The following is a 25,580-nucleotide window of genomic DNA, read 5'->3' on the forward strand; positions in this document are numbered from 1 at the left end:
ATCCGGCATGCCCACCCTATCTGCCGGCCGGCCCTGCCGCACTTGAGCGCTTCTCAAGTCGCAACAGCCATTGACTCAAACGGCGCGCACGCCTTTTATCCGCGCGAACCGATTTCCAACCTCTCCGGAGCCGCACAGACCCATGTCGCACGATCTTGCCCAGCTTGCCGCCGTCATCGATGCCGCGTTCGAGAACCGCGCCACCATCGACACCCACACCAAGGGTGAGATCCGCGACGCCGTCGAGACCACGCTGAACCTGCTCGACCGCGGCCAGCTGCGCGTGGCGGTCAAGCAGGCGGACGGGTCCTGGCACGTGAACCAGTGGGCGAAGAAGGCGGTGCTCCTGTCGTTCCGCCTCAACCCGATGGACGTGATCAAGGGCGGCCCGGGCGAGGCCACCTGGTGGGACAAGGTGCAGTCCAAGTTCGACGGCTGGAGCGGCGTGAACTTCGAGGAAGCCGGCTTCCGTGCCGTGCCGGGCTCGATCGTCCGCCGGTCGGCCTTCATCGGCAAGGGCGTGGTGCTGATGCCGTCCTTCGTCAATCTCGGCGCCTTCGTCGATGAGGGCACCATGGTCGACACCTGGGCCACCGTCGGCTCCTGCGCCCAGATCGGCAAGCACGTGCATCTGTCCGGCGGCGTCGGCATCGGCGGCGTGCTGGAGCCGCTGCAGGCGGGCCCGGTCATCATCGAGGACAACTGCTTCATCGGTGCCCGCTCGGAAGTCGTCGAGGGCGTGATCGTGCGCGAGGGCGCCGTGCTGTCCATGGGCGTGTTCATCGGCGCCTCGACCAAGATAATCGACCGGGCGACCGGCGACGTCTTCGTCGGCGAGGTGCCGGCCTATTCGGTGGTGGTGCCGGGCTCCATGCCGGGCAAGCCGCTGCCGGACGGCACGCCGGGCCCGAGCCTCTACTGCGCCGTCATCGTCAAGCGCGTGGATGCCCAGACGCGCGCCAAGACCGCGATCAACGAGCTGCTGCGCGACTGACCGGCGCCGCCTGTCGGCCCGAGACCCGGGAGAGGGCACGGGCAACGGGCAGGGACCCCGACCAACAGGAAACCGCCAGAGCCGGGCCCGGCGCTGGCGGTTTTCGCATTTCTGGCGCTGGCCGGATGCCGCGCCGGCTCAGACCCGGTTCCGGCCGTGGCGGACGGCCGTGAAGGACTTGGTGAGACCGAAGAACTTTTCCTTCTCGATCTCGGCATCCGGGAACAGGTAACGCATCTGGCGCAGGTCAAGCATCCGGGCGTCCTCGAGGGAGGCCATGGCCTGGTCCAGCGTGTCGGCCTTGGGATAGAAGCCGGTGGTCATGGCCAGATGGATGCGATAGCGGACCGGGTCGGGCAACCAGTGCAGGAACGGCGTGCGGGCATGCGGCTCGACGGGGAAGCCGAAGCTGGGCGTCTGGATGGCATAGGAGGGGGCCACCCGGCGCGCCTCGCGGGCAAAGGCACGCTTGTTGCTCCAGGAGCCGACGTGTTCGATCACGGAGTTGGAAAAGGCGATGTCATACGCGTTGTCGGCGACATCGGCGAGATCACAGGCATTGCCGAGCCGCATGGTGACGTTCGGCAGGTCGTCCGGCAGCGGATCGGTCTCGGGGAAGAGGTTGACACAGTCGACCGTCATGTTGGCGAAGTCGAGCTCGTCGCGCCAGACCAGCCAGAAGCCGCGCACGCCGCCGATGTCGATGATGCGGCAATGGCCCTTGTCGCGGATCACGTCGTCAATCATGCGGGCCAGCGACTGGATGCGCTTCTTGCGGAAGCTGTTCTGCGCGGAAACGGGCGACAGATCGAGCACGTTGAACTCCTGACACATCAACGGGCCGCCGGAGGACGCACGCATCCGGCGGTAAACTGAAAAAACACAGCAAGGAAAACTTCCCCGCCCCATGCGGAGGTCTTAGCAGCCCCGGGATAATTCCCGATTAACAGCGCGGCTCAGGCCCAATCAGGCCCGGACGACGAGGGCGTTGATCATGATCGACAGCAGGAAGTCGAGCACGACGAGGCCGATGCTGACGCTGACCGGCGTGCCGAAGGCGAGCCGGACGATGCGGTAGCGGAAGTGCAGCACGACCGACAGCAGCACCAGATTGAGCAGCAGCAGCGCCTGATCGGACATGAGCCCCAGCACATGCAGCAGGCCGAGTGCCGCAAAGGGCAGCGCCGACAGGATGCTGGTCCAGTTGCGCAGGACGACGAAGGGCACATAGCCGGCCGACAGGCCGAGCGGGCGCGCCAGAACCGCAAGCACCGCCGGCAGCACGAGCCAGTCGATGCCGAGGGTCACGTATTGGGTCGTCCAGTACAGCGTTTCGGGAAACTGCTCCGGCGGAATGCCCGTGTCCGCAAGCAGGAGCTTGCGGTCGGACAGGCAGGACAGGAAGAACAGCGGCACCAGCACGACGATGGCGAGGAAGGAGCGCCAGAAGCCGGAGGCCGACATGTCGAAGGCAGCGATGGCCCGCGCATCGCCCCGGAACAGGGCCCAGCTCGCCGTCACGGCCATGGTCAGTTCCCCGGGGCGGAACAGCATGGGTCAGCCCTCCCTGCGCGGGAAGTAGGCCTGCAGGAAGCGGAGATAGATGGCCGCCAGGCGATCGAGATCGTCCAGCGCCACGCATTCGTTGACCTTGTGCATGGTCTGACCGACCAGCCCGAACTCGACGACCGGGCAATGGTTCTTGATGAACCGCGCATCCGAGGTGCCACCGCCGGTGGACAGGTCCGGGCGACGCCCGGTCTCCGCCTCGACGGCGTCGGACAGGCTGCGGATCAGCGTCTCGTCATGCGTGAGGAAGGACTCGCTGGCGTCGCGCTTGAAGTCGAGCGTGTACGCGAGCCCCTGCGGGGCAGCCGCCTGCAGGGTCGCGGTGATCCTGTCCTTGAGACCGGCCAGCGTCCAGATGTCGTTGTAGCGGATGTTGAAGCGGCCTTCGGCGCGCGCCGGGATGACGTTGAAGGCCGGGTTGCCGACATCGACCGAGACGATTTCCAGATTGGAGGGCTCGAAACGGTCGTTGCCCTGATCCAGCGTCAGGCCGTCCAGCGCGGCCAGGAGCTGCAGCAGGCCGGGGATCGGGTTGCGCGCCAGGTGGGGATAGGCGACGTGGCCCTGCGTGCCGGTGACAGTGATGGTGCCGGACAGCGAACCGCGACGGCCGACCTTGATCGCATCCCCCAGCGCCGCCGGGTTGGTCGGCTCGCCGACGATGCAGGCATCGAACCGGTGTCCCTGCGCCTTCGCCCAGTCGAGCAGCTTGACCGTGCCGTTGACGGCCGGCCCCTCCTCGTCGCCGGTGATGAGGAACGAGATCGTGCCGCCGAAGGCCGGGCCGCGATCAGCCAGGAAGGCAAGCGCGGCTGCGGCGAAGGAGGCGATGCCGCCCTTCATGTCGACGGCGCCACGGCCGTAGAGGACCCCGTCCTCGATGGTGCCGTCGAAGGGACCGTGCCGCCAGGCGGCGAGGTCGCCAGGGGGCACGACATCGGTGTGGCCGGCGAAGACGAAGTGGGGCCGGCCCTCGCCGATGGTGGCGAAGAGGTTCTCGATGTCCGGTGTGCCGGTGTCGGAAAAGGTGACGCGCGAGACCGCGAAGCCAGCGGATTGCAGCGTCTTCTCAAGCGCTTGCAGGGCCCCACCCTCCGCCGGAGTGACAGACGGACAGCGCAGCAGGTCGCGGGCGATGGTGACGGCGGAGGAGAGGACTTCGGTCATGATGGCAAGCTGTAGCCCCGGCTGCGCCTGCCCGTCAATCGCGGCAAGGGCCTAGCCGCGACGGAAATAGCTGTTCGGCTCCGGTCCGTAGCGGTTCGGTCCTTCGGAACTCGGAATGAAGCCGACCGCGAAGATGCCGATGACGTTGATCACCGGAACAAAGGCGAGCAGCGCCAGAAGACCCGGCAGGCCGATGTCCTGCAGCCGCTTGATGACCAGTGCCAGCTCGACCACGGTCACCAGCAGAAAGAGGAACGGGAACAGCGGGTTGGAGCTGACGAAATCGGACAGTTGCAGCGTGGCGAAATCCGCGTCGGCCGGCAGCGAGCGGGCCCACATGTTGGCGGCAATCGCGACCACGATCCACAGCAGCAGCAGCCCGAGCCAGTAGGGCTTGCGGCCGAGACGCCCGATCGGGCTGAGGAACAGCCAGACAAAGCCGGGGGTGAGATTGGCCGGGGGAAGGTTGGTCTGCATGAATACCTGATCACGTCGCGAGGTCGTCACCCCGCAGGTAGTGCCAAGATGCGCCGGGATCAAGCACAACTCTCCGCTTCGGCCAAAAGAGAGCGCCCGCGTACCGGAAACTACGGTTGGCCTCGCGCGGAAATCGCGTCAATCTTGACTGGATGCGGTCAACCCGGGAGGACACGGCACCATGCAGATGGATGACGCAGGCGCGGCGCGGAGTGCGGCCCACGCGACGGGACAGGGTCAGGGACAGGGAGAAGGACGCATGCCGGAGCAGACCACGCCGCCCGCCCAGAGCCACCGGCCGGACCCGGTGGTGATGGTGATCCAGGTGGAGGACATCGTCGACGCGCTGGCGGAGGGCCTGCGCGACTTCCGGCGAGCGCCGAAGTTCGGGCTGTTCTTCGGCGCGATCTATGCGCTTGGCGGCCTGGCGATCATCCTGACCGCCTCGGCGCTGCACATGAGCTACCTCAGCTATCCGCTCGCCGCCGGCTTTGCGCTGGTCGGCCCGTTCATTGCCTGCGGCCTCTATGAGGTGAGCCGGCGGATCGAACGCAACGAGCCGCTCACCTGGCCGGCAATCCTCGGAGCGGTGTGGGCGCAGCGCGGGCGCGAAATCTCCTGGATGGCCTTCGTCGTCCTGTTCGTGACGATCATGTGGATGTACCAGGTGCGCCTGTTGCTGGCACTGTTCCTGGGCTTCGGATCGTTCAGCTCCTTCGGCGCGTTTCTGGAAACCGTGGTGTCGACGCCGGAAGGGCTCATGTTCCTCGCCGTCGGTCACGTGGTCGGTGCCCTGCTGTCGGTGATCCTGTTCTCGCTGACGGTGATCTCGTTCCCGCTGCTCCTCGACCAGGACCGCGACTTCATCACCGCGATGATCACCAGCGTGCGGGCGGTGGTGGCCTCGCCGGTGCCGATGATCGGCTGGGCACTGGTGGTGACCGTGACCCTGATCGTCTCGATGATCCCGGCCTTCATGGGCCTCCTGATCACCCTGCCGGTGCTGGGCCACACGACCTGGCACATCTACCGCAGCTGCGTGCTGCCGGACCGGACCGCCGTCTCGAGCGGCGGCGCCGGGCTTCAGTCGCCGGAGCCCTCGCCGTCGTCGTCCTCGGCCCCCGCCTGATCCCCCGGGCCGGCCGACCCGCCGCCCGAAAGCCAAGCGGCGCGGGCGGCGGTGTCGACCTCGGCCGGGCGGTAGTCGACCCGCGTCAGATAGAGACCGTCAGGCGGCGCGACGGGGCCGCAGGCCTTGCGGTCGCGCGCCGCCAGGGCCGCGCGCACGTCGTCAGCCGTCCAGCGCCCCTCCCCCACCAGCCGCAACGTGCCGACCATCGACCGGACCTGGTTGTGCAGGAACGAGCGCGACGCGCATTCGGCGATGACCTCGTGCCCCTCCCGGCGGACGGTGAAGACCTCCAGCGTCTTTTCCGGGCTCTTCGCCTGGCAGCGCGAGTGGCGGAAGGTGGTGAAGTCGTGGTGGCCGACGAAGACCTGGGCGGCGGCGTGCATCGCCTCGGCATCGAGATCCGGCTTGACGTGCCAGACCAGTCCGCGCTCGAAGGTGACCGGCGGAACCCGGTTGATGATGCGGTAGCGGTAGGCACGGCGGATGGCGGAGAAGCGGGCATCGAACCCCTCATGCATCTTCTCGCAGGCCATGATCGCCACCGGATCCGGCAGACAATGGAAGTTGAGCGCTCCCATGACCGTCTCGGCCGGCCAGTCGCGCGTCAGGTCGACGTGGGCGACCTGACCGGTCGCATGCACCCCCGTGTCGGTGCGGCCTGCGCCGCCGATGGTGACCTCATCGCCGCAGAAGGCCTTCACGGCCCGCTCGATCACCGCCTGGACGGACGGCCCGTTGGCCTGGCGCTGCCAGCCGACGAAGGGACGGCCGTCATACTCGATGGTCAGCTTGTAGCGGGGCATGCGCCTATTCAAACTCCTCGAAGGGCGTGGCGAAGCTGACCTCGACGGGAAGGTCACGGCGCCCCGCCTCGGTCAGGGCAAGCGCCATGAAGGCCGCCCCCGCATAGGGCGCCTGAACCTGACGGGCGAGCCCGGCGTCGAAGCCGAAGCGGGGGAAATAGGCCGGCGGCCCCAGAACGAGCACCAGATCCTCGCCGCGCGCCCGCAGATCGGCGAGCGCGGCCGTGATGAGGGCGGAGCCGACACCCATGCGCTGCAGGTCGGGCACCACGGAGACAGGGGCCATGCAGACGATCTGCAGCCGGTGCCCGGCCCCGGCGCCCGTGACCCGGCTGAAGGCCACATGACCGACGATGCGCCCGTCCGCCGTCTCTGCGAGACGCTCCAGCTCCAGTGCCCCGCAATGACGCAGGTTGTGCACCAGCCGCGCCTCGGTGTCCTGACCGAATGCGGCCCGGATGACCGCCGCGACGGCCGGCTCGTCCCCGGCGACGACCGGGCGAATGCTGACCGTCGGCGTGTTGCTGAGATCGCTCATGCGGTGTCCCTTTTCCTCATTCCGCCTGCCGCCGCGCTCCTTCTCTCCCCATCAGCGGGAGATGTCTGCGTCAGCAGACAGAGGGGGTGAGCGGCGCTTCCGATCATTCCAGCGCTGCGACAGTCCGTGAGGCCGTTCCCCCCCCTCTGCCCCCTGCCGGGGGCATCTCCCCCTCAAGGGGGGAGAGGACGAGAGGCTGTGCCACATGACCCAGGCGCTTTCGGTTCTCGCCCCGATCAGGCGATCACGTCGCCCTCGGCCAGCTTGGCGCCGCGCTGGAATTCCTCGCCCGGCATCGGCTTCTTGCCGGCGCGCTGGACGGTGACCAGACGGATGGCGCCGGAGCCGCAGGCGATGACCGGATCGCCGGAGACATCCAGCACGGTTCCAGGTGCACCGGCCCCGTCGGCCAGCTTCGAGCGCAGGACCTTGACCCGTTCCCCCTTGCCGGCGAGCACAGGCTCACACCAGGCGCCGGGGAAGGGCGACAGGCCGCGAATGTGATTGTGGACCTCCGCAGCCGGTCGCGTCCAGTCGATCCGCGTTTCGTCCTTGGTGAGCTTGGAGGCGTAGGTGACGCCGGTTTCCGCCTGCGGGGTCTGGCCGAGCGCGTTGCGCGACAGGGCAGCCAGGGCACGGACCATCAGGTCGCCGCCCAGCGCCGAGAGACGGTCGTGCAGGTCGCCGGCGGTCATGTCCGGCCCGATGGCCAGCGTCTCCGACATGCAGACCGGACCGGTGTCGAGGCCCGCTTCCATGCGCATGACCTGAACGGCGGTTTCGGTGTCGCCGGCCATGATGGCGCGGTTGATCGGGGCGGCTCCGCGCCAGCGCGGCAGCATCGAGGCATGGAGGTTGAGGCAGCCTTCGCGCGGCGCATCGAGCACCGCCTGCGGCAGCAGCAGCCCATAGGCAACCACCACGGCGACGTCAGCATCGTGACTGGCGAAGACGTCCTGTTCCTCGGTGCCTTTCAGCGACTTCGGCGTGAAGACCGGGATGCCGAGCGCCTCGGCAGCCTCATGGACAGGCGACTTCTTCAGCTCCATGCCGCGGCCGGCGGGGCGCGGCGGCTGGCTGTAGCAGGCGACCACGTCATGGCCCTGGCCGACGATTTCCATGAGGGTGGGCACGGAGAAGTCCGGCGTGCCCATGAAGACGATGCGAAGGGTCATGTGCGGTGCGCGTCCCGGTTCGGAGTGCCGCCCTTATGGCGCAGTCAGGCAAGGCCCGGCAACAGCACTTTGAGGCTGGCAACCATCATTTCCATGGCGATGGCCGCGAGCAGCATGCCCATGATGCGGCTCATGATGCTGGTGGCCGTCTCGCCCATCATGCGGCCGAGCAGCGGCGCGGCCAGAAGTGTTGCCGCCATGAGCAGGATGGTCAGCCCGAGGGCGGCCGCGTAGGCGATCTCGTCGGCCCGGTCCACCGCCTCGCCACGGAAGATGATCAGCGTGGTGATGGTGCCAGGCCCCAGCAGCATCGGCACGGCCAGCGGATAGATGCCCGGATTGCCGGCAAAGGCCTGCCGGCGGCGCTCCGCGTCGGTGCCATGATGGACATTGCTCTGCTCACCGGAGACCAGATTGATGGCGATCAGCAGGATGAGGAACCCGCCGGCAAGCCGGAAGGCATCCAGCGAGATGCCGAACAGGGTCAGGACCGCCTCGCCGGTGAGCGACACGACCACGGCCCCGATCGTCAGGCCGGCAATGGCGGTGATCGCCACCGTGCGCTGCTCGGCGGGCGTGCGACCGGCCGTAAGCGTCAGGAACACGGGCAGATTGGCCGGCGGACTGACGATGGCGATCAGCGCGGCGAACATTTTCAGGAAGAAGGCCTGATCCATGACAGCTCCGGAGCAACAACGCCCGCGCTCTGGAAGAACGCGGGCGCACACAGCATCCCTTCCGGTGTACACGCTGCCTTGCCGAACACCAAGCGGGGATGTCGGCGGATCCTCGGGGGCCGGAGCAGCCGCGCGATCGACGAGCGCCACGCGCGCGACAGACGCCCCTGCCCTCACGCCTTTTCGGCGTGGGCAGGTTTCCCTGTCACGCCTTTTCGGCGTGAGCAGCTTTCCCTGTCACGCCTTTTCGGCGTGGACAGATTTCTCTGTCACGCCTTTTCGGCGTGACGGGCCTGCTTCTGGAACTTCTTGAGGACACGGTCGCGCTTGAGCTTCGACAGGTAGTCGATGAACAGACGGCCGTTGAGGTGGTCCAGCTCGTGCTGGATGCAGGTGGCGAGCAGCCCGTCGGCGTGGATCTCGCATTCGCCGCCGTTTCGGTCGAGGAAGCGGATCTTCACTTCGGCCGGACGCTCGACCTCCTCGTAATAGTCGGGGATCGACAGGCAGCCTTCCTGGTAGACCGACAGCGCGTCCGACGACCAGACCACTTCCGGGTTGATGAAGACCAGCGGCTCGCGCGGCTGGTCCTCCTTGGCCACGTCGACCACGAACATGCGCTTGAGCTCGCCGATCTGGCTGGCAGCCAGACCGATGCCGGGCGCCGCATACATGGTTTCGAGCATGTCGTCGGCAAGCTGACGGATGCTGTCATCCACGGCGGGGACAGGGGCGCAGACCTGGCGCAGGACCGGGTCCGGAAGGATGAGGATGTCGCGTTTGCTCATGGCTGAGGAGATAGGCAAAGCCAGGCTCACGGTCAACGTCCTTCCTTATCCGGCAAGGGTCTGGCGGACCGATTCGACGCAACAGGCGGCCTCGCAACGGGATGCCTGCACGCGGCGCCGAATCGTTCTATGTTTGTTTTCATGTCCGAGACCCTGTTCATCTTCGGCAACCGGCCCGTCAGCGTGCTGGAAGCCACCGTCTTCGCGGCGCTGCTGCTGCTCGCCGTGATCCTTGCCCTCGTGTTCAGGACCCTGAGCCAGATGCGCGCCCGCGCCGCCAGCGAAGCCATGGCGGCAGAGCGGATCCAGGAGCTGGAAGGGCATCTCGCCCAGATGCTGAAATCCCAGGGCGAGATGACCGGGCGCATGCAGACCATGGCCGAGGTGTTCGGATCGCGGCAGTCCGACATGATGCGGGCCGTCAACGAACGGCTGGACGGCATGGGCCACAAGCTGGGCCTGTCGATGGCCGATACCACCCGGCAGACGCACGAGGGCCTGCGCCAGGTGCACGAACGGCTGGCGGTGATCGACCGGGCACAGCGCACGATCTCCGACCTCTCCGGCCAGGTCGGCCAGCTGCAGGCGATCCTCTCCAACAAGCAGACCCGCGGTGCCTTCGGCCAGGCGCGGATGGAGGCGATCATCCAGGACCAGCTGCCGCCCTCCGGCTACAGTTTCCAGGCGACGCTGTCGGGCGGATCGCGGCCGGACTGTCTGGTGCACATGCCCAACGGCGCGCCGCCGCTGGCGATCGACGCCAAGTTTCCGCTCGAAGCCTTCAACCTGCTGCGCCAGTCGGCCAGCGACGAGGACCTGAAGCTGGCGCAGGCTCAGTTCCGCCGCGACTTCTCCAAGCACATCGGCGACATCAAGGACCGCTATCTGATCCCCGGCGAGACCCAGGACACCGCCTTCCTGTTCGTGCCCTCGGAAAGCATCTTCGCGGAGCTCAACGAGAATTTCGAGGACCTGATCCAGAAGGCGCACCGGGCGCGGGTGGTGATCGTCTCGCCGTCGCTGCTGATGCTGTCGATCCAGGTGATCCAGGCCGTGCTGCGCGACGCCCGGATGCGGGAGCAGGCGCATCTGATCCAGGCGGAGGTGCGGCATCTGACCGATGACATCACCCGCCTGAACGAGAGGGTCGGCAAGCTGCAGTCGCATTTCGCGCAGGCCAACAAGGACATCGACCAGATCCTGATCTCGACCGAGAAGATCGGCAAGCGCGGGCGCAAGATCGAGGACCTCGACCTCGGCGAAGTGACCGCCGAGGCGCGCCCCGGCGGCGGTGCGGCCGGCGAACGGCTGCGGCTGATGGCCGGGGAAGAATAGGCCGGGCCAGAGGCGGAGCCGGGCCGCCGCCGGCGCGCAGGGCTGGTCCGGACGTCCGGGTCAGAGCCGGCGGATGGCGGTCAGTGCGCCGTATTCCTTGGCCCCGATGCGGGCAAGCGCGGCGGCAAGGGGCTCCTGCGACACCGTCATGGTGAAGCCGTTGGCGTGGGTGAGCAGGTCCGGCGCGGACAGGACCCCGACATGGCCGCGCCAGAACAGGAGATCGCCCCGACGCAGGTCCTGCGGCAACGGGTCCCCTTCGCGGAACCCCAGCGACGTGCCGGCCTCGGCCTCCTGCATGTCGCTGTCGCGCGGCAGGGCATGGCCGCCGAAGACCGCGGCGAGCTGCACCAGAGCGGAACAGTCGAGCCCCAGCGAGGAGCGTCCGCCCCAGAGATAGGGCGTGCCGACGAGGCTTTCCGCCACCGCGACCCAGTCAGGCTCCACATGGCCGACCGGCACCAGATGACGGGCGACGACGAAAGACCCGTCCGGGAGGCGGGCGTAGGCAAGGCCGCGGGTCTCGGTGATCGCGCCGGCAGCGACCTGGGCGCCGAGCGACAGGAGACCGAGCGGCGGCAGCTTCAGGTCAGGCCCCGGATAGCGGAAGGTCCTGAGCGCCCGGACCAGATGGGTCGCCACCGGCGCGGCGGCGTCGAGCGGGGCGATGTCGTCGGACGACAACCAGCCGACATAGCCATCCGTGCGCAGCTGCCCCCAGGCCCAGCCTTCCATGGTGGTCTCGTAGACGTCGACGATCTCGCCGGCGAGGGCTTCCGTGTCGATGCCGCAGTCGGGACGCGGATCCCGGCGCAGCGGTGTCGTCGCCGCCGTGACGCGGAAGGGCTGGGGATCGACGAAGCGGGCGGCCTCGACCTCTCCGCGATAGCGCGTTGCAGCAAGGTCCGCGCGCACCGGATGGCGGCGGCGGTCAAGGGTCGCGGTCATGTGCGGTCTCCTTCAGCGTGGCAGGGCGCGGGCCTTTTCAACCACGAGATCGCCCAGCGCGTCGAGATAGAGGGCGCCCTCGACGGTGCGGGTGATGATGACGTTGCGCTTGTCGGCCTCGTCGCGCTTGCGCGACAGCAGCCGCAGCCCTCCGAGCGTGTCGAGCGCGCGGGTGATGGCCGGCTTGGTGACGCCGAGGCGGGCGGCCAGCCCCCGCACCGTGTGCGGCGGCGGCTCGAGATAGACGGTGAGCAGGATGGTGATCTGCCGGGCCGACAGATCCTGCTCCCCGTCCCGGACCAGGGCGAGGTTGACGTCATGCCAGAGCTTGAGCGCCTGCGAGGCGCGGATCTCCACCGCCATGGACCTGGCGCGCTCCCGGATCGAGAATCGATACCGTCAAGTTGAGCATGAAATCGTTTCGGCCGCGTTATTAGTTTGCCGGATAGCGCTCGGACAGAAGCGAGAACAGCGCCCGCAGCGCCTGTCCCTCGCCGCCGGCCGGCTTGCCGGCACGCTCGACCGGCGTCCAGGCGAAGATGTCGAAATGGGCCCAGGCCCCCGCCTTCTCGACGAAGCGCGACAGGAACAGCGCCGCCGTGACCGATCCGGCAAAGCCGGCGCCGGACTGGTTGACGTTGTTGAGATCGGCCACCTTGCTGTCGAGGTACTTCATGTAGGGCTGCCACAGCGGCAGGCGCCACAGCGGGTCGGCCACCTTGTCGGCGTGGGCGGCAAGGGCCGCCGCCAGACCCTCGTCGGCGGTGTAGAAGGGCGGCAGGTCCGGACCGAGGGCGACGCGGGCGGCACCGGTCAGCGTGGCCATGTCGAGCAGCAGCTCGGGGGCTTCCTCGTCGGCCAGCGCCAGCGCGTCGGCGAGGATGAGGCGCCCCTCGGCGTCGGTGTTGCCGATCTCGACGGTCAGCCCCTTGCGGCTCGGCAGGATGTCGCCGGGCCGGAAGGCGTTGCCGGCAATGGCGTTCTCCACGGCCGGCACCAGCACCCGCAGACGCACCGGCAGGCGGGCATCCATGACGAGGTGGGCCAGACCCAGGACATTGGCCGCGCCGCCCATGTCCTTCTTCATCAGCAGCATGGAGCTGGACGGCTTGATGTCGAGGCCGCCGGTGTCGAAGACGACCCCCTTGCCGACCAGCGTCACGCGCGGATGCGTCTCGTCACCCCAGGTGCAGTCGATGAGGCGCGGCGCGCGGGCGCTGTCGGCGGCCCGGCCGACGGCATGGATCAGGGGGAAGTTCTCGCTCAGCAGCGTGTCGCCGCGCAGCACCCGGGCGTGGCCGCCATGCAGGGCGAAGAGACCGGTGGCGGCTGTCTCCAGCTCGGCCGGCCCCATGTCGTTGGCGGGCGTGTTCACGAGATCCCGGGCGAAGGCGACGGCGGTGACGATGCGGCGGACGCGGACAAGCATCGCGGCATCGGCCAGGTGCAGCCGCGGCTGCTCCTTCTGCTCGCCCGAACGATAGCGGGTAAAGCGGTAGGCGCCGAGACCGAAGGCGATGGCCGCCTGCTCCTCGGCGGCAAAGCCGGGCGCAAAGGCATAGTCACCGGCCGGAAGACCGGCGAGGGCCCCGCCGGCGAGCAGGTCGCCCTTGCCCTCGTCCGGGACACCGAAAAGAACCGCGGCCGGCGCAGGGCCGGGGCCTGGAACCAGCAGCACGCTGCCCGCTGCCGCCTTGTACCCCTGCACGGCAGCCCAGCCGGCCGCAGCGCCGCCCAACGTGTCGAGCACGGCAGCAAGGGTGGCGGGCGTGACCGGATGGATCAGCACCGGCTGGACGGCAACATCGGCAAGGCGCAGGAGATCTGCGGGGGCAGAAGGCAGGACGGACACGGGAACGCTCCTCGGGCGTCAGGGGGGTGGGACACCAGAGGTAATCCCCTGCCCGCCGGTTTGCAATCCACCGGGGCAGGGCCATGGGGCAAGGCGACGGGGCCGTCGCGCGGGCCGGCCCGCTGCCGTTTCGCAAACTGCAGCGAATTAACAAAGCATTAGGGTTAACGAGTTATTGCTTCGGCAAGGGATGCGCCCGCGCATCCGACCAGGAGCCGTCTCAGGAGCCCGACATGTCCAACCGCGCCGCGAACCATCGGGGCCGATCGCACCGGATCCTCACCCTCGCTGCCGTGGCGGTGGCCGTGACGCTGGCCGGCGGCTGCGCCAAGTCACCGCGTGGCACCACCGGGACCCATGCGGCGCCCGACGTCAATTATGTCGCCCCCGGCTCGTCGCAGGCCCGCGCGGAAGTCGAGCGCTGGGGCAGCGCCTACCAGTCGAACCCGGCCGACCGTGACGCTGCCGTCGGCTACGCCAACGCGCTGCGGCGCAACGGCCAGCTGGAGCAGGCCACTGCCGTGCTGCGCCAGTTCATCATCAAGAACGGCAACGACCGCGAGGTCTCGTCTGCCTATGGCAAGCTGCTGGCCATGAACGGCAACTTCCCCGAGGCGCTGAACGTGCTGCAGGACGCGCAGAACCCGGCCCAGCCAGACTGGCGGCTGATGTCGGCGGAAGCTGCGGTGCATGACCAGATGGGCAACCACGACCGGGCGCGGCAGCTCTATGCGCAGGCCCTCAAGATCGCGCCGGACGAGCCGACGATCCTGAACAACATGGGCCTGTCCTATCTGCTGTCGGCGCAGCTGCCCGAAGCGGAATACACGTTGCGTCGTGCCGCCCAGAGCCCGCGTGCCGACAGCCGCATCCGCCAGAACCTGTCGCTCGCGCTCGCGCTGCAGGGCAAGTTCGCCGAAGCGGAACAGGTGGCGATGACGGAGCTGGATCCGGAGCAGGCCTCGGCCAACATCGCCTATGTGAAGGCCATGCTGGCCGCAAGCCGGCAGCAGGGTCAGCAGAGCCAGACCAGCACGGCCCAGCCGCCGCGTCGCGGCTGAGACCTGACACGGCCGTGGCCGGGGGCCGCCTACATGGCGGCCATGACCTTGATCGCGGCCGGACCGAGCACGATGCAGAAGATCACCGGCAGGAAGAACAGGATCATCGGCACGGTCAGCTTGGGCGGCAGGGCGGCTGCCTTCTTCTCGGCTTCCTGCATGCGCTGCTCGCGGATGTCGTCGGACATGACGCGCAGGGCGTGACCGATGGGCGTGCCGTAGCGCTCGGCCTGGACGAGCGCCATGGTCACGTTCTTCACGCTGTCGACGCCGGTGCGCTTGGCGAAGTTCAGGTAGGCCTGACGCCGCTCCTGCAGATAGGACAGCTCCGCATTGGTCAGCGTCAGTTCCTCGGCAAGCGGAACCGACTGGATGCCGATCTCGTCGGCAACCTTGCGAAAGGCAACCTCGATGGACATGCCGGATTCAACGCAGATGAGCATCAGGTCGAGGGCATCCGGCCAGGCCCGGCGGATCGACTGCTGCCGCTTGGCGATGAGGTTCTGCAGGTAGATGTTCGGCGCGAAGACACCGATGCCGCCGACGAACAGGGCGATGGACACCTTGGTGATGCCCGGCATGTCGGCCGGCATGATGGCGAAGGAATAGAACAGCGCGAAGGCAAACAGGACGATCGGCGCCACGACACGCGCGAAGAGGAAGGTATAGAGCGGCCCGACGCCGCGGAAGCCCGCCATGCGCAGCTTGTCCTGCGTCTTCTCGTCAGCCAGCGCGGTCTTCAGGTTCAGCCGGTCCACCACGCTCTTGACGTGCTGCTTGGGCTGATTGCGCAAGGCGGTGCGGCTGTCCTGCCCCTTTTCGGTGGCCATGCGGGCACGCTCGCGGGCGCGCAGCTTCTCGCGCTCCAGCGCCACCGACTTCATGCGCGCCTTGAGGCCGTCGCGCTCGAACATCGGCATGACGAGGGTGAAGAGCGTGCCGGCCACGGCCACGAGGGTGAGCGCGGCGATGGCCAGCTGGCTGTCGCTGAGAGCGGCGAAATCCATGTGCTTGCCTTTCTCAGAAGTCGAAATTGACCATCTTGCGCATGACCATCACGCCGATGAACATCCAGAACAGCGAGACGGCGAGAATGTAGTTGCCGACGGTTTCGGTGAAGAGCACACCGATGTAGTCCGGGGCGACCATGAACAGCAGGCCGGTCATGATGAACGGCAGGGCACCGATGATCATGGCCGAGGACTTTGCCTCGGTGCTGAGCGCCTTGATCTTGCCCTTCATCGACTTGCGCGACCGCAGCACCTTGGACAGGTTGCCGAGCGCCTCGGCCAGGCCGCCACCGGCCTGCTGCTGGATGGCAATCACGATGGCGAAGAAGTTCGCCTCCGGCAGCGGAATGCGGTCCGGCAGGCGCCCGACGGCCTCCGACAGGGTGATCCCCATCATCTGCGCCTCGACGATCTTGCGGAACTCGCTGCCGACCGGATCGCGCACCTCGGCCGCCACGACCTTGATGCAGTCCCCGACCGGCAGGCCGGACTTCACGCCGCGGACGATGATGTCGACGGCATTCGGCAGCTCGTTGAGGAAGGCGTCGAAGCGCTTCTTGCGGCGGTGACCGAGATACCAGCGCGGGAAGCCGAAGGCGCCGACGAAGGCGAAGGCAAGGGACCCGAGCATCGACGCGGTGATGACAAGGCCGAGGACGAAGAACACGACCGCGCTGGCCACGCTGAAATAGATGAAGTGCTTGCGTTCCCAGTTCAGGCCCGCCTGCTCGATGCGGGCGTTGAGGCTGAGCTTGCTGACCTGCTTTGCCCGCGCCTTCTGCTTGTCTTCCAGCTCCTTGAGCTGATCCTGCACGGACTTGCGCCGCCGGTCGGCGTCGCGACCCGGGCGGCGGTCGGCCGCCGTGGCAGGGCGGGCGGAGATCTGGCCCAGCCGCTCGTCCCGCTTCTTCGATCCCGACAGGATCGGCTCGAACAGCGCGTAGATGATGCCGCCGATGCTGAGCGCGACGAGGGCGGCAACGGCGAAGGTGGTGACACCCGGGGTGAGGAAGGACTGCAGGAGATCCATCAGACGGGCTCCACCGCTTCGGCGGCATCGAGGGCGGCTGCCAGGCGCTTCTCCTCGCCATAGTAGCGGGCGCGGTCCCAGAAGCGCGGCCGGCCAATGCCGGTCGAGCGGTGGCGGCCGATGATCTTGCCGTTCGCGTCCTCACCGATGATGTCGTAGAGGAACAGGTCCTGGGTGATGATCACATCCCCTTCCATGCCCATCACCTCGGTGATGTGGGTGATGCGGCGCGACCCGTCGCGCAGGCGCGCCGCCTGGACGATGACGTCGATGGAGGAGCAGATCATCTCGCGCAGCGTCTTCGACGGCAGCGAGAACCCGCCCATGGTGATCATCGATTCCACACGCGAGAGCGCCTCGCGCGGGGAGTTGGCGTGCAGGGTGCCCATGGAGCCGTCGTGGCCGGTGTTCATGGCCTGGAGGAGGTCGAAGGCCTCCGGGCCACGCACTTCACCGACGATGATCCGTTCGGGACGCATGCGCAGGCAGTTCTTGACCAGATCGCGCATGGTGATCTCGCCTTCGCCCTCGAGATTGGGCGGGCGGGTTTCCAGACGCACCACATGCGGCTGCTGCAGCTGCAGTTCGGCCGAATCCTCGCAGGTGATGATGCGCTCGGTCGTGTCGATGTAGGCGGTCAGGCAGTTGAGCAGCGTCGTCTTGCCCGAGCCGGTGCCGCCCGACACGAGCACGTTGCAGCGCGAGCGGCCGATGATCTGCAGGACCGTTGCGCCTTCCGGCGTGATCGAGCCGAAGCGGACAAGCTGGTCGAGGGTCAGCTTGTCCTTCTTGAACTTGCGGATGGTCAGCGCCGGGCCGTCGATGGCCAGCGGCGGGGCGATGACGTTGACACGCGAGCCGTCGGGCAGGCGCGCGTCGCAGATCGGCGAGCTTTCATCGACGCGGCGGCCGACCTGGCTGACGATGCGCTGGCAGATGTTCATCAGCTGCGCGTTGTCGCGGAAGGCGATGCCGGTCTTCTGCATCTTGCCTTCGGTTTCGATGTAGACCGTGTGGGCGCCGTTGACCATGATGTCGGCAATGTCGTCGCGGGCGAGCAGCGGCTCCAGCGGACCATAGCCCAGCACGTCGTTGCAGATGTCCTCGAGCAGGTCCTCCTGCTCGGCGATGGACATGACGACATTCTTCAGCGCGATGATGTCGTTGACGACATCACGGATCTCGTCACGGGCATCCTCCGGCCCGAGACGGCTCAGCTGCGACAGGTCGATCGCCTCGACGAGGGCGTTAAAGATCGAGGCCTTGGTGTCGTAGTATTCCTGCGAGCGCCGGCGAACCGGCTCCTCTTCCTTCTTCGGCGGCGGAGGCGGCGGGGGCGGCGTGGCGGCCTTGACCTGGGCCGGCTCCGGCTGGGCGGCGGTCTGGCGCATGTCGGCAACAAGCTGGGCGGCCACGTCACGCTGAGGCGCAGCCGCCGGCGCGGGGCGCGCGCCGGGCACCGGTCCTGTCGTCGTGGTTCCGCGTCTGCCGAACATGGCTTCCACCGTTTCCCTTCAGCGGCGCCTCAGGCGCCCTTGCCCTTGCGCAGCAGGCCCATCAGCGCGCCGAGGGGCGAGCGACGCCCCTTGCGCACATCGGACTTGCCCGAAACAACCTGCGCCACGTGGTTCAACAATTCGTTTACCGCGTGCCGGCCATCCAGCTCCGCGATCATCTGGCCGTTGTTGGCCGCCGTGCCGAACAGGTGCGGATCGAAGGGGATCGACGCCAGCACCGGCAGGGTGAGGGCCTTGGCAAACTCGTCCGGCTTGATCTCCGGCCGCTTCGGCATGCCGACGCGGTTGAGGACCAGATGCGGCGCATGGTCGTTGGGCCGGAGCTGGCGCAGGGTGTCGGCGAGATTCTTGGCATTGCGCAGGTTCGCCAGATCCGGCTCGGCCACCATCACCACCTCGTCGGCCGTCAGCAGCAGGTGGCGGACCCAGCCGTTCCACGCATGCGGGAGATCGAGCACGATGGAGGGCGTGCCCTGCCGCATGACGTCGACGAGCTGGTCGAAGGAATTGTCGGTGTAGTCGTAGGTGCGCTCCAGCGAGGCCGGAGCGGCGAGCAGGCTCAGATGCTCCGAGCAGCGCGACAGGATACGGTCCAGGAAGGTCTCGTCGAGACGCTCCGGCGCGGAGACGGCCTCGAAAACGCCCTGCAGCGGATCCTGGTTGTAATCCAGTCCGGCCGTTCCGAACGGCAGGTCGAGATCGGCGAGCACCACCTCGTTCTGGTAGGCGCGGGCAATGCCGAAGGCGACATTGTGGGCGATGGTGGAGGCCCCTGCCCCGCCCTTGACGCCGAAGAAGGCGATGGTGCGCCCGAGCGGCTCGGCCTGCGGATTGCCGTAGAGCGCGCCGATGGCTCCGATCACCTGCAGGATGGAGACCGGAGCGACCAGATATTCGCTGACGCCGCGCGAGATCAGCTCGCGGTAAAGCGAGACGTCGTTGACGCGGCCGATGACGATCACCTTCGTGCCGGAATCGCAGTATTCGGCGAGACGGTCGAGATCGGGAATGAGCGAGCCGACCGAGGCACCGGCCTCGAGGATGATGAGGTTCGGCGTCGGCGCCTGGGAGTAGAACTCGATGGCGCCGGGGATGCCGCCCATGTGCACCTTCACATGCGCCTTGGTCATCCGGCGGTCCTCGCCGGCGGCCTCGATCATGCGCGCGGTGTCGGCGTCCATGCAGAAGGCCTGGACGGAAATGCGCGGCACCGGGCGCACGTCATGGCTCTGGTAGCTCACCGGCGTGCCGGCCGGCAGGTCCTCGACGTCGTCGGCCAGTCTCTCGCTGAGGGCGCTGCTCATCGGCCTGTCTCCCCGCTCGTCATCAGTTGCCACCGCCCACGTTGCTGATCTGCGCGCCGACGCCTTCCTTGTATTCGGAGGCCGTGCGCTCGCCGTTGCGATACTTGGCAAAGACGACCGCGCGGCGGTTCTGGTCGGCGGCGCCCTGCGGACGCGGCCCGAGCAGGTCGGCCGGATTGGCGACCATCGCAGCGAGGTTGGACTGGGTGGCGCAGCCGAAATTGTAGTTGTCGACATTGGCGCCGATGCCGCCGCCGAGGTTGTCCGGCCAGTGGCCGCAGGTGCCGGCGCTCGCCTTGACGCGGCTGTAGCCGATGCGGATCGGCGCGGCAGCCGAGGGATCGCCGACCGGATAGGACGAGGTGGAGATGCTGCGGGCCGGCACGCCCCCCTTGGCGAGGGCGCTGCGGATCTGCGGTGCCAGCGCGTGACCGGCGGATTCCGTCGCGGCCCCGGACGGCACCAGGATCTCGACCGATCCGGCACCGGAGGCCCGCGCCTGGCTGCCGAAGGCGGCAATGCGGCTGGTGTAGTCGCGGCTCAGCTGGCGCGTGCCGGGCGCCACGGGCAGATCGAGCGTCTCGGGCTGCTCGGTGATCAGGATCGGGTGCCGCAGGCGATAGTCGGTGGTTGCCAGGGACGCGGCAGTCTGCTGGCTCTGGCAGCCGCCCAGGACGGCCGCCACGCCGGCGCTCAGGATCAGGGCCTTCATCGGGATGCGCATCGACCGCTCCTTACTCGTAAATGAAGCCAACCTGGCCGTGATAGGTGCCGCGCAGTCCCGGAGCGGCATAGACCTTGTTCAGGCGATTGAGGAACACCGTCTCGGCGTCATTGGCCGGCGCGAGGTTCTGGTCCGGACGGGCCACCTGGCTGGCCGCCACGGGCTGGACGACATAGGGCGTGACGAAGACCACCAGTTCGGTCTGCTGCCGCAGGAAGTCGCGGCTCTTGAACAGGGCGCCCAGGACGGGAAGCTGCATCAGCCCCGGAACGCCGCTGATGCTCTGCTTGTAGCTCTCGCGCAGCAGGCCGGCCATGACGAGCGTGCCGCCGGAGGGCAACTCCACGGTGGATTCGGCCCGGCGCACCTTGATCGCGGGGATCACCAGCGAGCCGATGTTGACCGACCCTTCGTCGGAGAGCTCGCTGACCTCGGTCTTGATGCGCAGGCTGATGTTGCCCTCGTTCAGCACCACGGGTGTGAAATCGAGACCGACACCGAAGGACTTGAACTCCACGCCGATGGTGTCGTTGTCCTGGCTGACCGGGATCGGGAACTCGCCGCCTGCCAGGAAGCTGGCGTTCTCGCCGGAAATCGCGGTGAGCGTCGGTTCGGCCAGGGTGCGGATGACGCCGTCGCGCTGCAGCGCGCGGATCTGGGCGTTCAGGTTGGTGCCGCCGGCAAGAAAGCCGAGGCCGGTGGCCGACTGGACGAGAGAGCCCGAATTGACGGGAAACTGAGCCGGCGAATTGAACGCAGGCGTGAAGTTGCCGGCCGAAATGGCGCCGGACAGGGACACGCCGAGCTGCTTGATGATCGAACGCTCGACCTCGGCCACGGTGACCTTGAGCTGGATCTGGTCCTTGCCGGCCACGGTGATCAGGTTCAGCACGGACTGGTTGTCGTCCTGAGCCGCGCCGGCGGCGCCGCTGCTGCCGTCCGAGGCCTGGCGGGCGAAGCGGTTGGCAAGGTCCATGGCCCGCTGGGCGTCACCGGTGGAGGGCGCCGTGCCGGTCAGGACCAGGTTGCCGTTGATGGATTCCGCCCGGATGTCAGCCCCCGGCAGCATCCGGCGCAGGATGGCATTGAGATCCGAGGTGTCCGGCTCGACACGGACGCTGAAGCTTGCGATCTCCTGACCCGTGGCGGCGAACAGGACGACGTTGGACTGGCCGAACTGGCGGCCGAGCAGGATGACGCGGTTGCGGCTGCGGACCACGCCATCGGCAATCTCGGGATTGGAAATGAGCACGTCGGCCACCGGCTCGGCGACCTCGAGCACCACGGACCGGCCCTTGCCGACCCGGAGCGACCGTTCGCCCGCCCGCTCGCCTGCGGCGATATAGACCGTCTTGGGGAAGTCTTCGGCACGGACCGGCTGCGGTGCCACGAGACAGGCGCCGAGCAGGGCGAATGCGGCAAGGGCCAGCGTGGAGACGCGCTTCAGAGCCATTGTCCGGTCCCTTTTCTGTGCTGCACATGTGTGCGGGGCTGCGGCCATGTCACTGGGCTCCTGCCTGGCTCGAGACCCCGTACTTGACGAAGCTGACGCCGCCGCGGCCGGTGGTCTGTTCCGGCCCGCTGTCGGCGGAATCCTGGGCGCTGCGCAGGGCGAGCGAGATCTTGCCGAGCTGCTGCGCCAGCGAGACGGTCTCGGCCTGCTGCGGCGACAGTTCCAGCGTCGCGGTGCGGTCGGGCTGCAGCGTCTTCTCTGCCTGTTCGCCGGCGGTGGTGGTGTCGATGGCCAGCACGCGGACATTCTCGAGGATCGTCTCGGACGACACGCGCGAGCTGCCCTCCGAGCCCTTGGTGAGGATCACGTCCACCTTGTCGCCCGGCAGGATGAAGCCGCCGGCCGTCGTCTCGGCTTCGACCGCAACCGCAATGGCCCGCATGCCCTTCGGCAGGATGGCGGCCATGAAGCCGCGCTCGGTGTTGATGAGACGCTGTTCGCGGATCGGCTCGCCGACATAGATCGGGGCCTTGGCAATCTGGCCGACCAGCGTCTGCTCGGCATCGGGCTGGCTTTCGCGGGTGATTGCCCCTTGCGGCACGACTTCGATCGGCCAGTCAACCCAGCTCAGGTCCGTGGCCTGGATCTGGTCGCCGAGCTTGATGTCACGGGTGGAGACGAGCACCGGCAAGGTGGATGGAGCCACGGCCTGCGTGTCCTCGGCCACATCGGCAGGGCCAGAATCCATCACCATGCGCGCGGCCAGCAGGCCAGCGCCCAAGGCGACACCCAGCACCAAGAGGCGAGCATATCTCATCGCAAACCACCCAAACAGAAAACGCCACGGATTGCGTTCTGTCGTAATGTGGGTGCGAAATGGTCAAAACATGGTTAATCGTTACTGATCAGATTTGGTTAACGCATCTTAATACTGATAAACGACTTATGACCTGCCATTGCGACAGGTCATTTTACGCCCGATGGACATGGGAGGATCAGGATGCGTCCGGCGCGCGCCGTCCGGGGCCGGTGCGTCTCAGTTGGCGAGCGGCGCGAACCAGGCCGTCATCGGATAGACGTGCAGCGCGCCCGCGGCAATGGCGATGCCGTAAGGGATGCCGGTGCGATAGTCATGGAAGCGCAAGGCCCATTCCTGACGGGCGAGCGGCGCCGGCAGATAGGGCATCTGGCGGAAGGCAATCATGGCGAAGATCACCAGCAAGCCATAGGCCGACGTCAGCGCAGCAAAGTAAAGAAGATTGATGTTGAAGCCGATCCAGAGCGCGATCGCGCTCGCAACCTTGGCGTCGCCTCCGCCCATCCAGCCGGCCGCGAACATGCCGAAGGTGACGGTGAGCACCAGAGCGCCGGCCAGAAGATGCCAGCCCACCTGCTCGAGCGGCATGCCGACGGCCGCCGCCATGACCACGAAGCAGCCGACCAGCAGCAGCGAGACGCGGTTCGGGATCGTCATGGTCAGGAAATCGGACGCCGCAGCAAAGGCAACCAGCGTCGGAAAGATCACGAGAATGGCAGCTTCGAGCATCGACAAACCCAACATGCGGGATCCGGAGACAAAAAAGGCGAGGAAGATCCCCGCCGTCCTGTCCGCCCGGGCGAACCGGGCGGACTGAGAACTGCTTGCGACCGGCTTACTTGGCCTGGGTCTTCAGCTTGTCGGAGATACGGGTAAACAGGTTACCAATCTCGGTTCCGAGGGCGGTGGCGCCGGCGATGATCGCCAGGCCGATCAGAGCGGCGATCAGGCCGTACTCGATTGCGGTCGCGCCAGACTCATCCTTGGCAAAGCGAGCGAAAATGTTCTTCATGGTTTGCTCCTAGTCACATGGTTTGACAGCTCTGTCCGCCGACCTTGTCTCCAGCCGTTCGAACATGATGCCAACATAGGCCGCAGTTCTTTCGATCTCGTTAAAATTGTCCGCATCGATGCTTGTGTTTTCTGACATTACCGTTTTGGTTAAACCTAGATTACTTCAAATGATAGAATTTTACTTATTTTCTATTCATTAAGGATAAATCTTGCCTCTGCGTCCGAAATATCTCAATTGAATCAAAGCCGTTGCGGAGTTCGTCGGGCAATGACCGGCGGCCGTTAGGGCTTCGTTCACCAAACCGCGTCAGGATTTGGAGGATGAAACGGGTGCCACAGACGCGTGGCCCGACGACCAGGCTGTTAACGGAGCGACCATGTTTGGCCCAGCGAAGACGCCAGCTGCCCTAAAGGCACTTGCAATTCTCGCCCCCGCTCTCTGGGCAGGCACTGCCCTTGCGGACGCGGAGCCGGTGAATGTCTTTGTCGACCGGGCAAAGGTGTTCAAGATCCAGCAGCCCGCAGACACGGTGATCGTGGGCAATCCGATGATCGCCGATGTCACCATGCATGACCGCTTCACGGTGGTGGTGACGGGCAAGACGGCCGGCAGCACCAACCTCATCATTCTCGACAAGGACTCCAAGCCGATCATCGACGAGCTGATCAATGTCGGCCCGTCGTCGACCGACCTTGTCACCGTCCTGCGCGGCACGGCGCGGTCCACCCTCGCCTGCGCGCCCTACTGCGACGCCACCGCCCAGGTCGGCGATGACAAGGACGCGTTCGAGATCACGTCGAAGCAGATGACGACGCGCGACCAGATGGCCAGGGGAGCCGCCGGCGGACAATGACGCAGGACCCGCTCCGCCCCGAGGGCCCGTCCGGGCCGCTGCCGACCGCCCGCCCCGGGCGGCGCTGGCGGCTGTTCGCCCGCGACCGCAGCGGCACGACGGCGATCGAGTTCGCCATTCTCGGCATTCCCTTCCTCGTGCTGATCGGCGGCATCCTGGAATTCGGCGTCTGCTTCCTCGTCAACCGGACGCTGGACAACGCGATGATGGAAAGCGCGCGCCTGATCAAGACGGGGCAGGCCCAGACGATGGGCTTCGACAAGGCCGCCTTCAAGGCCGACGTCTGCGACCGGCTGACGACCATGCTGTGCGACAATGCAAGGCTGGAAATCGACGTGCGGACCTTCGACAACTTCGGCCAGATCTCCAACCTGCCGCCGATGGTCGGCGTCGACGGCAATTTCGGGGCCGGGCTCGGCTACACCGAGAGCGGGCCAGGGCAGATCATCGTGGCCCGCGCCGTCTATGCCTGGCCGATGGCCAGCTCGCTGCTGGCGACCAGCCCCGCAGATGCCGGCGGCAAGCGCTACCTCTATTCGACGCAAGTGTTCCGCAACGAGCCGTTCCAGACCGGAAACTGAGCCAGACAACAAGGGTCCGGAAGCATGAGTGCGCGCCGCCGACTGAAGAGTTTCAAGTCCGACAAGCGCGGGGTGGCCGCAGTCGAGTTCGCGCTGCTGCTGCCGATGCTGCTCATCATCCTGATCGGCATGGCAGAGACGACCGAAGCGCTGAACTTCAAGCGGAAGCTTGGCCAGACGGCCAGCTCGCTCGCGGACCTGGTGTCGCAGGCGGAATCGATCTCGCGGGCCGAAATCAGCGACCTCAACGTCGCCACCAAGTGGATCATGGACCCCTTCCCGACCACCGGCATCACCACCGTGACCGCGAGCGTGCAGTTTGACGCCACCGGCAAGGCACGGGTGGCCTGGAGCGTGGACGAGAAGGGCGGTACGCCCTGGGCCACCGGCAGCACGCCGCCGGTCGCGATCCCGGCCGGCCTGAACCGCCCCAACACCACGACGATCGTGAGCCTGGTCAAGGGCACCTACACGCCGATGTTTGCGGGACTTGTCACCAACATCTTCCCGCGCGCCGGCACGATCCCGATGGAAGACATCTTCTTCCTGCGGCCCCGCTTCACCGAGGCCGTGGTCCTGAACTGACACGGCACGCGGCCGACCGACACAGCCCGCAACCCTGCGCACCCGGGACAGGGGCGGCCCGCGACACTCCGCTCCCCCATGCGGCATGGGCGATGCCGGCCCGCGCCTGGCCCCTTGCCCGGCAAGACGCGATTGCATCGCGGGCCTTTGCGCTGTGTCTTTGCGCTGTGTCATG

At 67.2% G+C, this 25,580-nt stretch carries 28 protein-coding genes; 7 read left to right on the forward strand and 21 right to left on the reverse strand.

Annotated elements, in window-relative coordinates:
* The first annotated feature begins 142 nt into the window (after nt 1-142).
* Nucleotides 143-994, forward strand: a complete 852-nt coding sequence (gene dapD, locus GWI72_RS12895; RefSeq protein WP_161676599.1) for a 2,3,4,5-tetrahydropyridine-2,6-dicarboxylate N-succinyltransferase — start codon at nt 143-145, stop codon at nt 992-994.
* A 138-nt stretch (nt 995-1,132) separates the two neighbouring features.
* Here the strand turns inward: dapD and GWI72_RS12900 are convergent, their stop codons facing one another.
* The 4 genes from GWI72_RS12900 to GWI72_RS12915 form a co-directional block, all read right to left on the reverse strand.
* Nucleotides 1,133-1,810 (reverse strand): methyltransferase domain-containing protein, encoded by a 678-nt coding sequence (locus GWI72_RS12900; protein WP_161676600.1) that lies wholly within the window; start codon nt 1,808-1,810, stop codon nt 1,133-1,135.
* Nucleotides 1,811-1,960: 150 nt separating this feature from the next.
* Nucleotides 1,961-2,548 carry a hypothetical protein gene (locus GWI72_RS12905; RefSeq protein WP_209000108.1) on the reverse strand — a complete coding sequence of 196 codons (588 nt, stop codon included), beginning with the start codon at nt 2,546-2,548 and terminating at the stop codon, nt 1,961-1,963.
* Between the two features lie 3 nt (nt 2,549-2,551).
* On the reverse strand, nt 2,552-3,730 hold the full coding sequence (dapE, locus tag GWI72_RS12910; RefSeq protein WP_161708859.1) for a succinyl-diaminopimelate desuccinylase: 1,179 nt from the start codon (nt 3,728-3,730) through the stop codon (nt 2,552-2,554).
* A gap of 51 nt (nt 3,731-3,781) precedes the next feature.
* Nucleotides 3,782-4,207 (reverse strand): DUF805 domain-containing protein, encoded by a 426-nt coding sequence (locus GWI72_RS12915; RefSeq protein WP_161676602.1) that lies wholly within the window; start codon nt 4,205-4,207, stop codon nt 3,782-3,784.
* 259 nt (nt 4,208-4,466) lie between these two features.
* Here GWI72_RS12915 and GWI72_RS12920 point away from each other — a divergent pair, with 259 nt between their 5' ends.
* Nucleotides 4,467-5,336: a DUF2189 domain-containing protein gene (locus tag GWI72_RS12920; RefSeq protein ID WP_161676603.1), complete on the forward strand. Its 870-nt coding sequence runs from the start codon at nt 4,467-4,469 to the stop codon at nt 5,334-5,336.
* Here the strand turns inward: GWI72_RS12920 and truA are convergent.
* From truA to def, 5 genes are all read right to left on the reverse strand, one after another.
* Nucleotides 5,291-6,142, reverse strand: a complete 852-nt coding sequence (gene truA, locus GWI72_RS12925; protein WP_161708860.1) for a tRNA pseudouridine(38-40) synthase TruA — start codon at nt 6,140-6,142, stop codon at nt 5,291-5,293. The two genes, GWI72_RS12920 and truA, sit on opposite strands and share 46 nt — an antisense overlap.
* Before the next feature lie 4 nt (nt 6,143-6,146).
* Nucleotides 6,147-6,680: a GNAT family N-acetyltransferase gene (locus GWI72_RS12930; protein WP_161676605.1), complete on the reverse strand. Its 534-nt coding sequence runs from the start codon at nt 6,678-6,680 to the stop codon at nt 6,147-6,149.
* 236 nt (nt 6,681-6,916) lie between these two features.
* Nucleotides 6,917-7,855 carry a methionyl-tRNA formyltransferase gene (fmt, locus tag GWI72_RS12935; protein ID WP_161676606.1) on the reverse strand — a complete coding sequence of 313 codons (939 nt, stop codon included), beginning with the start codon at nt 7,853-7,855 and terminating at the stop codon, nt 6,917-6,919.
* Nucleotides 7,856-7,899: 44 nt separating this feature from the next.
* Nucleotides 7,900-8,532 carry a MarC family protein gene (locus GWI72_RS12940; RefSeq protein ID WP_161676607.1) on the reverse strand — a complete coding sequence of 211 codons (633 nt, stop codon included), beginning with the start codon at nt 8,530-8,532 and terminating at the stop codon, nt 7,900-7,902.
* 269 nt (nt 8,533-8,801) lie between these two features.
* Nucleotides 8,802-9,320: a peptide deformylase gene (gene def / locus GWI72_RS12945; protein WP_161676608.1), complete on the reverse strand. Its 519-nt coding sequence runs from the start codon at nt 9,318-9,320 to the stop codon at nt 8,802-8,804.
* A gap of 141 nt (nt 9,321-9,461) precedes the next feature.
* Here def and GWI72_RS12950 point away from each other — a divergent pair, with 141 nt between their 5' ends.
* Nucleotides 9,462-10,655, forward strand: a complete 1,194-nt coding sequence (locus tag GWI72_RS12950; RefSeq protein ID WP_161708861.1) for a DNA recombination protein RmuC — start codon at nt 9,462-9,464, stop codon at nt 10,653-10,655.
* 60 nt (nt 10,656-10,715) lie between these two features.
* Here GWI72_RS12950 and GWI72_RS12955 read toward each other — a convergent pair whose 3' ends face one another.
* The 3 genes from GWI72_RS12955 to GWI72_RS12965 form a co-directional block, all read right to left on the reverse strand.
* Nucleotides 10,716-11,603, reverse strand: a complete 888-nt coding sequence (locus tag GWI72_RS12955; RefSeq protein ID WP_161708862.1) for a C40 family peptidase — start codon at nt 11,601-11,603, stop codon at nt 10,716-10,718.
* A 12-nt stretch (nt 11,604-11,615) separates the two neighbouring features.
* Entirely contained in the window at nt 11,616-11,966 is a 351-nt protein-coding gene (locus tag GWI72_RS12960; RefSeq protein WP_161676611.1) for a MarR family transcriptional regulator, read from the reverse strand.
* Nucleotides 11,967-12,036: 70 nt separating this feature from the next.
* Entirely contained in the window at nt 12,037-13,392 is a 1,356-nt protein-coding gene (locus GWI72_RS12965) for a leucyl aminopeptidase family protein (RefSeq protein WP_348272694.1), read from the reverse strand.
* Between the two features lie 296 nt (nt 13,393-13,688).
* Between GWI72_RS12965 and GWI72_RS12970 the strand changes: the two genes are divergently transcribed.
* Nucleotides 13,689-14,516, forward strand: coding sequence for a tetratricopeptide repeat protein (locus GWI72_RS12970; RefSeq protein WP_161708863.1), 828 nt, complete (start codon nt 13,689-13,691; stop codon nt 14,514-14,516).
* Nucleotides 14,517-14,545: 29 nt separating this feature from the next.
* Here the strand turns inward: GWI72_RS12970 and GWI72_RS12975 are convergent, their stop codons facing one another.
* The 9 genes from GWI72_RS12975 to GWI72_RS13015 form a co-directional block, all read right to left on the reverse strand.
* A complete protein-coding gene (locus GWI72_RS12975) occupies nt 14,546-15,523 on the reverse strand; it encodes a type II secretion system F family protein (protein WP_161676613.1) in 978 nt (325 codons plus the stop codon).
* Nucleotides 15,524-15,536: 13 nt separating this feature from the next.
* A complete protein-coding gene (locus tag GWI72_RS12980; RefSeq protein ID WP_161676614.1) occupies nt 15,537-16,556 on the reverse strand; it encodes a type II secretion system F family protein in 1,020 nt (339 codons plus the stop codon).
* A complete protein-coding gene (locus GWI72_RS12985) occupies nt 16,556-18,052 on the reverse strand; it encodes a CpaF family protein (protein WP_161676615.1) in 1,497 nt (498 codons plus the stop codon). The genes GWI72_RS12980 and GWI72_RS12985 overlap by 1 nt, the downstream gene beginning before the upstream one ends.
* 29 nt (nt 18,053-18,081) lie before the next feature.
* On the reverse strand, nt 18,082-19,377 hold the full coding sequence (locus tag GWI72_RS12990) for an AAA family ATPase (RefSeq protein WP_161708864.1): 1,296 nt from the start codon (nt 19,375-19,377) through the stop codon (nt 18,082-18,084).
* Nucleotides 19,378-19,399: 22 nt separating this feature from the next.
* Nucleotides 19,400-20,101, reverse strand: a complete 702-nt coding sequence (locus GWI72_RS12995) for a CpaD family pilus assembly protein (protein ID WP_161676617.1) — start codon at nt 20,099-20,101, stop codon at nt 19,400-19,402.
* A gap of 10 nt (nt 20,102-20,111) precedes the next feature.
* Complete coding sequence (locus GWI72_RS13000) at nt 20,112-21,554, reverse strand: type II and III secretion system protein family protein (RefSeq protein ID WP_161676618.1); 1,443 nt, start codon at nt 21,552-21,554, stop codon at nt 20,112-20,114.
* A gap of 49 nt (nt 21,555-21,603) precedes the next feature.
* Nucleotides 21,604-22,371 carry a Flp pilus assembly protein CpaB gene (cpaB, locus tag GWI72_RS13005; protein WP_161676619.1) on the reverse strand — a complete coding sequence of 256 codons (768 nt, stop codon included), beginning with the start codon at nt 22,369-22,371 and terminating at the stop codon, nt 21,604-21,606.
* Between the two features lie 219 nt (nt 22,372-22,590).
* Nucleotides 22,591-23,115 carry an A24 family peptidase gene (locus tag GWI72_RS13010; RefSeq protein WP_244314238.1) on the reverse strand — a complete coding sequence of 175 codons (525 nt, stop codon included), beginning with the start codon at nt 23,113-23,115 and terminating at the stop codon, nt 22,591-22,593.
* Nucleotides 23,116-23,206: 91 nt separating this feature from the next.
* The gene (locus tag GWI72_RS13015; RefSeq protein ID WP_161676620.1) at nt 23,207-23,383 is read right to left on the reverse strand and encodes a Flp family type IVb pilin; all 177 of its coding nucleotides are present in this window, start codon (nt 23,381-23,383) and stop codon (nt 23,207-23,209) included.
* 379 nt (nt 23,384-23,762) lie between these two features.
* On the opposite strand from GWI72_RS13015, the gene GWI72_RS13020 reads away from it, so the two are divergent.
* Genes GWI72_RS13020 through GWI72_RS13030 form a run of 3 tightly spaced genes read left to right on the forward strand, consistent with a single transcriptional unit; the run spans nt 23,763 to nt 25,405 of the window.
* Nucleotides 23,763-24,239, forward strand: a complete 477-nt coding sequence (locus GWI72_RS13020; RefSeq protein ID WP_161676621.1) for a pilus assembly protein N-terminal domain-containing protein — start codon at nt 23,763-23,765, stop codon at nt 24,237-24,239.
* A complete protein-coding gene (locus GWI72_RS13025) occupies nt 24,236-24,820 on the forward strand; it encodes a TadE/TadG family type IV pilus assembly protein (RefSeq protein ID WP_161708865.1) in 585 nt (194 codons plus the stop codon). Before GWI72_RS13020 ends, GWI72_RS13025 begins: the two co-directional genes overlap by 4 nt.
* 24 nt (nt 24,821-24,844) lie before the next feature.
* On the forward strand, nt 24,845-25,405 hold the full coding sequence (locus GWI72_RS13030) for a TadE/TadG family type IV pilus assembly protein (RefSeq protein ID WP_161676623.1): 561 nt from the start codon (nt 24,845-24,847) through the stop codon (nt 25,403-25,405).
* Nucleotides 25,406-25,580: the final 175 nt, after the last annotated feature.

This window comes from Pannonibacter sp. XCT-53 (genome assembly GCF_009915765.1).
GTDB classification, from domain to species: domain Bacteria; phylum Pseudomonadota; class Alphaproteobacteria; order Rhizobiales; family Stappiaceae; genus Pannonibacter; species Pannonibacter tanglangensis.

Bases quoted from the DNA above. Each gene is read 5' to 3' on its own strand.
- dapD (WP_161676599.1), top strand. From the start codon at position 143: ATGTCGCACGATCTTGCCCAGCTTGCCGCCGTCATCGATGCCGCGTTC.
- GWI72_RS12905 (WP_209000108.1), bottom strand. From the start codon at position 2,548: ATGCTGTTCCGCCCCGGGGAACTGACCATGGCCGTGACGGCGAGCTGG.
- dapE (WP_161708859.1), bottom strand. From the start codon at position 3,730: ATGACCGAAGTCCTCTCCTCCGCCGTCACCATCGCCCGCGACCTGCTG.
- GWI72_RS12915 (WP_161676602.1), bottom strand. From the start codon at position 4,207: ATGCAGACCAACCTTCCCCCGGCCAATCTCACCCCCGGCTTTGTCTGG.
- GWI72_RS12920 (WP_161676603.1), top strand. From the start codon at position 4,467: ATGCCGGAGCAGACCACGCCGCCCGCCCAGAGCCACCGGCCGGACCCG.
- truA (WP_161708860.1), bottom strand. From the start codon at position 6,142: ATGCCCCGCTACAAGCTGACCATCGAGTATGACGGCCGTCCCTTCGTC.
- GWI72_RS12930 (WP_161676605.1), bottom strand. From the start codon at position 6,680: ATGAGCGATCTCAGCAACACGCCGACGGTCAGCATTCGCCCGGTCGTC.
- fmt (WP_161676606.1), bottom strand. From the start codon at position 7,855: ATGACCCTTCGCATCGTCTTCATGGGCACGCCGGACTTCTCCGTGCCC.
- GWI72_RS12940 (WP_161676607.1), bottom strand. From the start codon at position 8,532: ATGGATCAGGCCTTCTTCCTGAAAATGTTCGCCGCGCTGATCGCCATC.
- def (WP_161676608.1), bottom strand. From the start codon at position 9,320: ATGAGCAAACGCGACATCCTCATCCTTCCGGACCCGGTCCTGCGCCAG.
- GWI72_RS12950 (WP_161708861.1), top strand. From the start codon at position 9,462: ATGTCCGAGACCCTGTTCATCTTCGGCAACCGGCCCGTCAGCGTGCTG.
- GWI72_RS12955 (WP_161708862.1), bottom strand. From the start codon at position 11,603: ATGACCGCGACCCTTGACCGCCGCCGCCATCCGGTGCGCGCGGACCTT.
- GWI72_RS12960 (WP_161676611.1), bottom strand. From the start codon at position 11,966: ATGGCGGTGGAGATCCGCGCCTCGCAGGCGCTCAAGCTCTGGCATGAC.
- GWI72_RS12970 (WP_161708863.1), top strand. From the start codon at position 13,689: ATGTCCAACCGCGCCGCGAACCATCGGGGCCGATCGCACCGGATCCTC.
- GWI72_RS12975 (WP_161676613.1), bottom strand. From the start codon at position 15,523: ATGGATTTCGCCGCTCTCAGCGACAGCCAGCTGGCCATCGCCGCGCTC.
- GWI72_RS12980 (WP_161676614.1), bottom strand. From the start codon at position 16,556: ATGGATCTCCTGCAGTCCTTCCTCACCCCGGGTGTCACCACCTTCGCC.
- GWI72_RS12985 (WP_161676615.1), bottom strand. From the start codon at position 18,052: ATGTTCGGCAGACGCGGAACCACGACGACAGGACCGGTGCCCGGCGCG.
- GWI72_RS12990 (WP_161708864.1), bottom strand. From the start codon at position 19,377: ATGAGCAGCGCCCTCAGCGAGAGACTGGCCGACGACGTCGAGGACCTG.
- GWI72_RS12995 (WP_161676617.1), bottom strand. From the start codon at position 20,101: ATGCGCATCCCGATGAAGGCCCTGATCCTGAGCGCCGGCGTGGCGGCC.
- GWI72_RS13000 (WP_161676618.1), bottom strand. From the start codon at position 21,554: ATGGCTCTGAAGCGCGTCTCCACGCTGGCCCTTGCCGCATTCGCCCTG.
- cpaB (WP_161676619.1), bottom strand. From the start codon at position 22,371: ATGAGATATGCTCGCCTCTTGGTGCTGGGTGTCGCCTTGGGCGCTGGC.
- GWI72_RS13010 (WP_244314238.1), bottom strand. From the start codon at position 23,115: ATGTTGGGTTTGTCGATGCTCGAAGCTGCCATTCTCGTGATCTTTCCG.
- GWI72_RS13015 (WP_161676620.1), bottom strand. From the start codon at position 23,383: ATGAAGAACATTTTCGCTCGCTTTGCCAAGGATGAGTCTGGCGCGACC.
- GWI72_RS13020 (WP_161676621.1), top strand. From the start codon at position 23,763: ATGTTTGGCCCAGCGAAGACGCCAGCTGCCCTAAAGGCACTTGCAATT.
- GWI72_RS13025 (WP_161708865.1), top strand. From the start codon at position 24,236: ATGACGCAGGACCCGCTCCGCCCCGAGGGCCCGTCCGGGCCGCTGCCG.
- GWI72_RS13030 (WP_161676623.1), top strand. From the start codon at position 24,845: ATGAGTGCGCGCCGCCGACTGAAGAGTTTCAAGTCCGACAAGCGCGGG.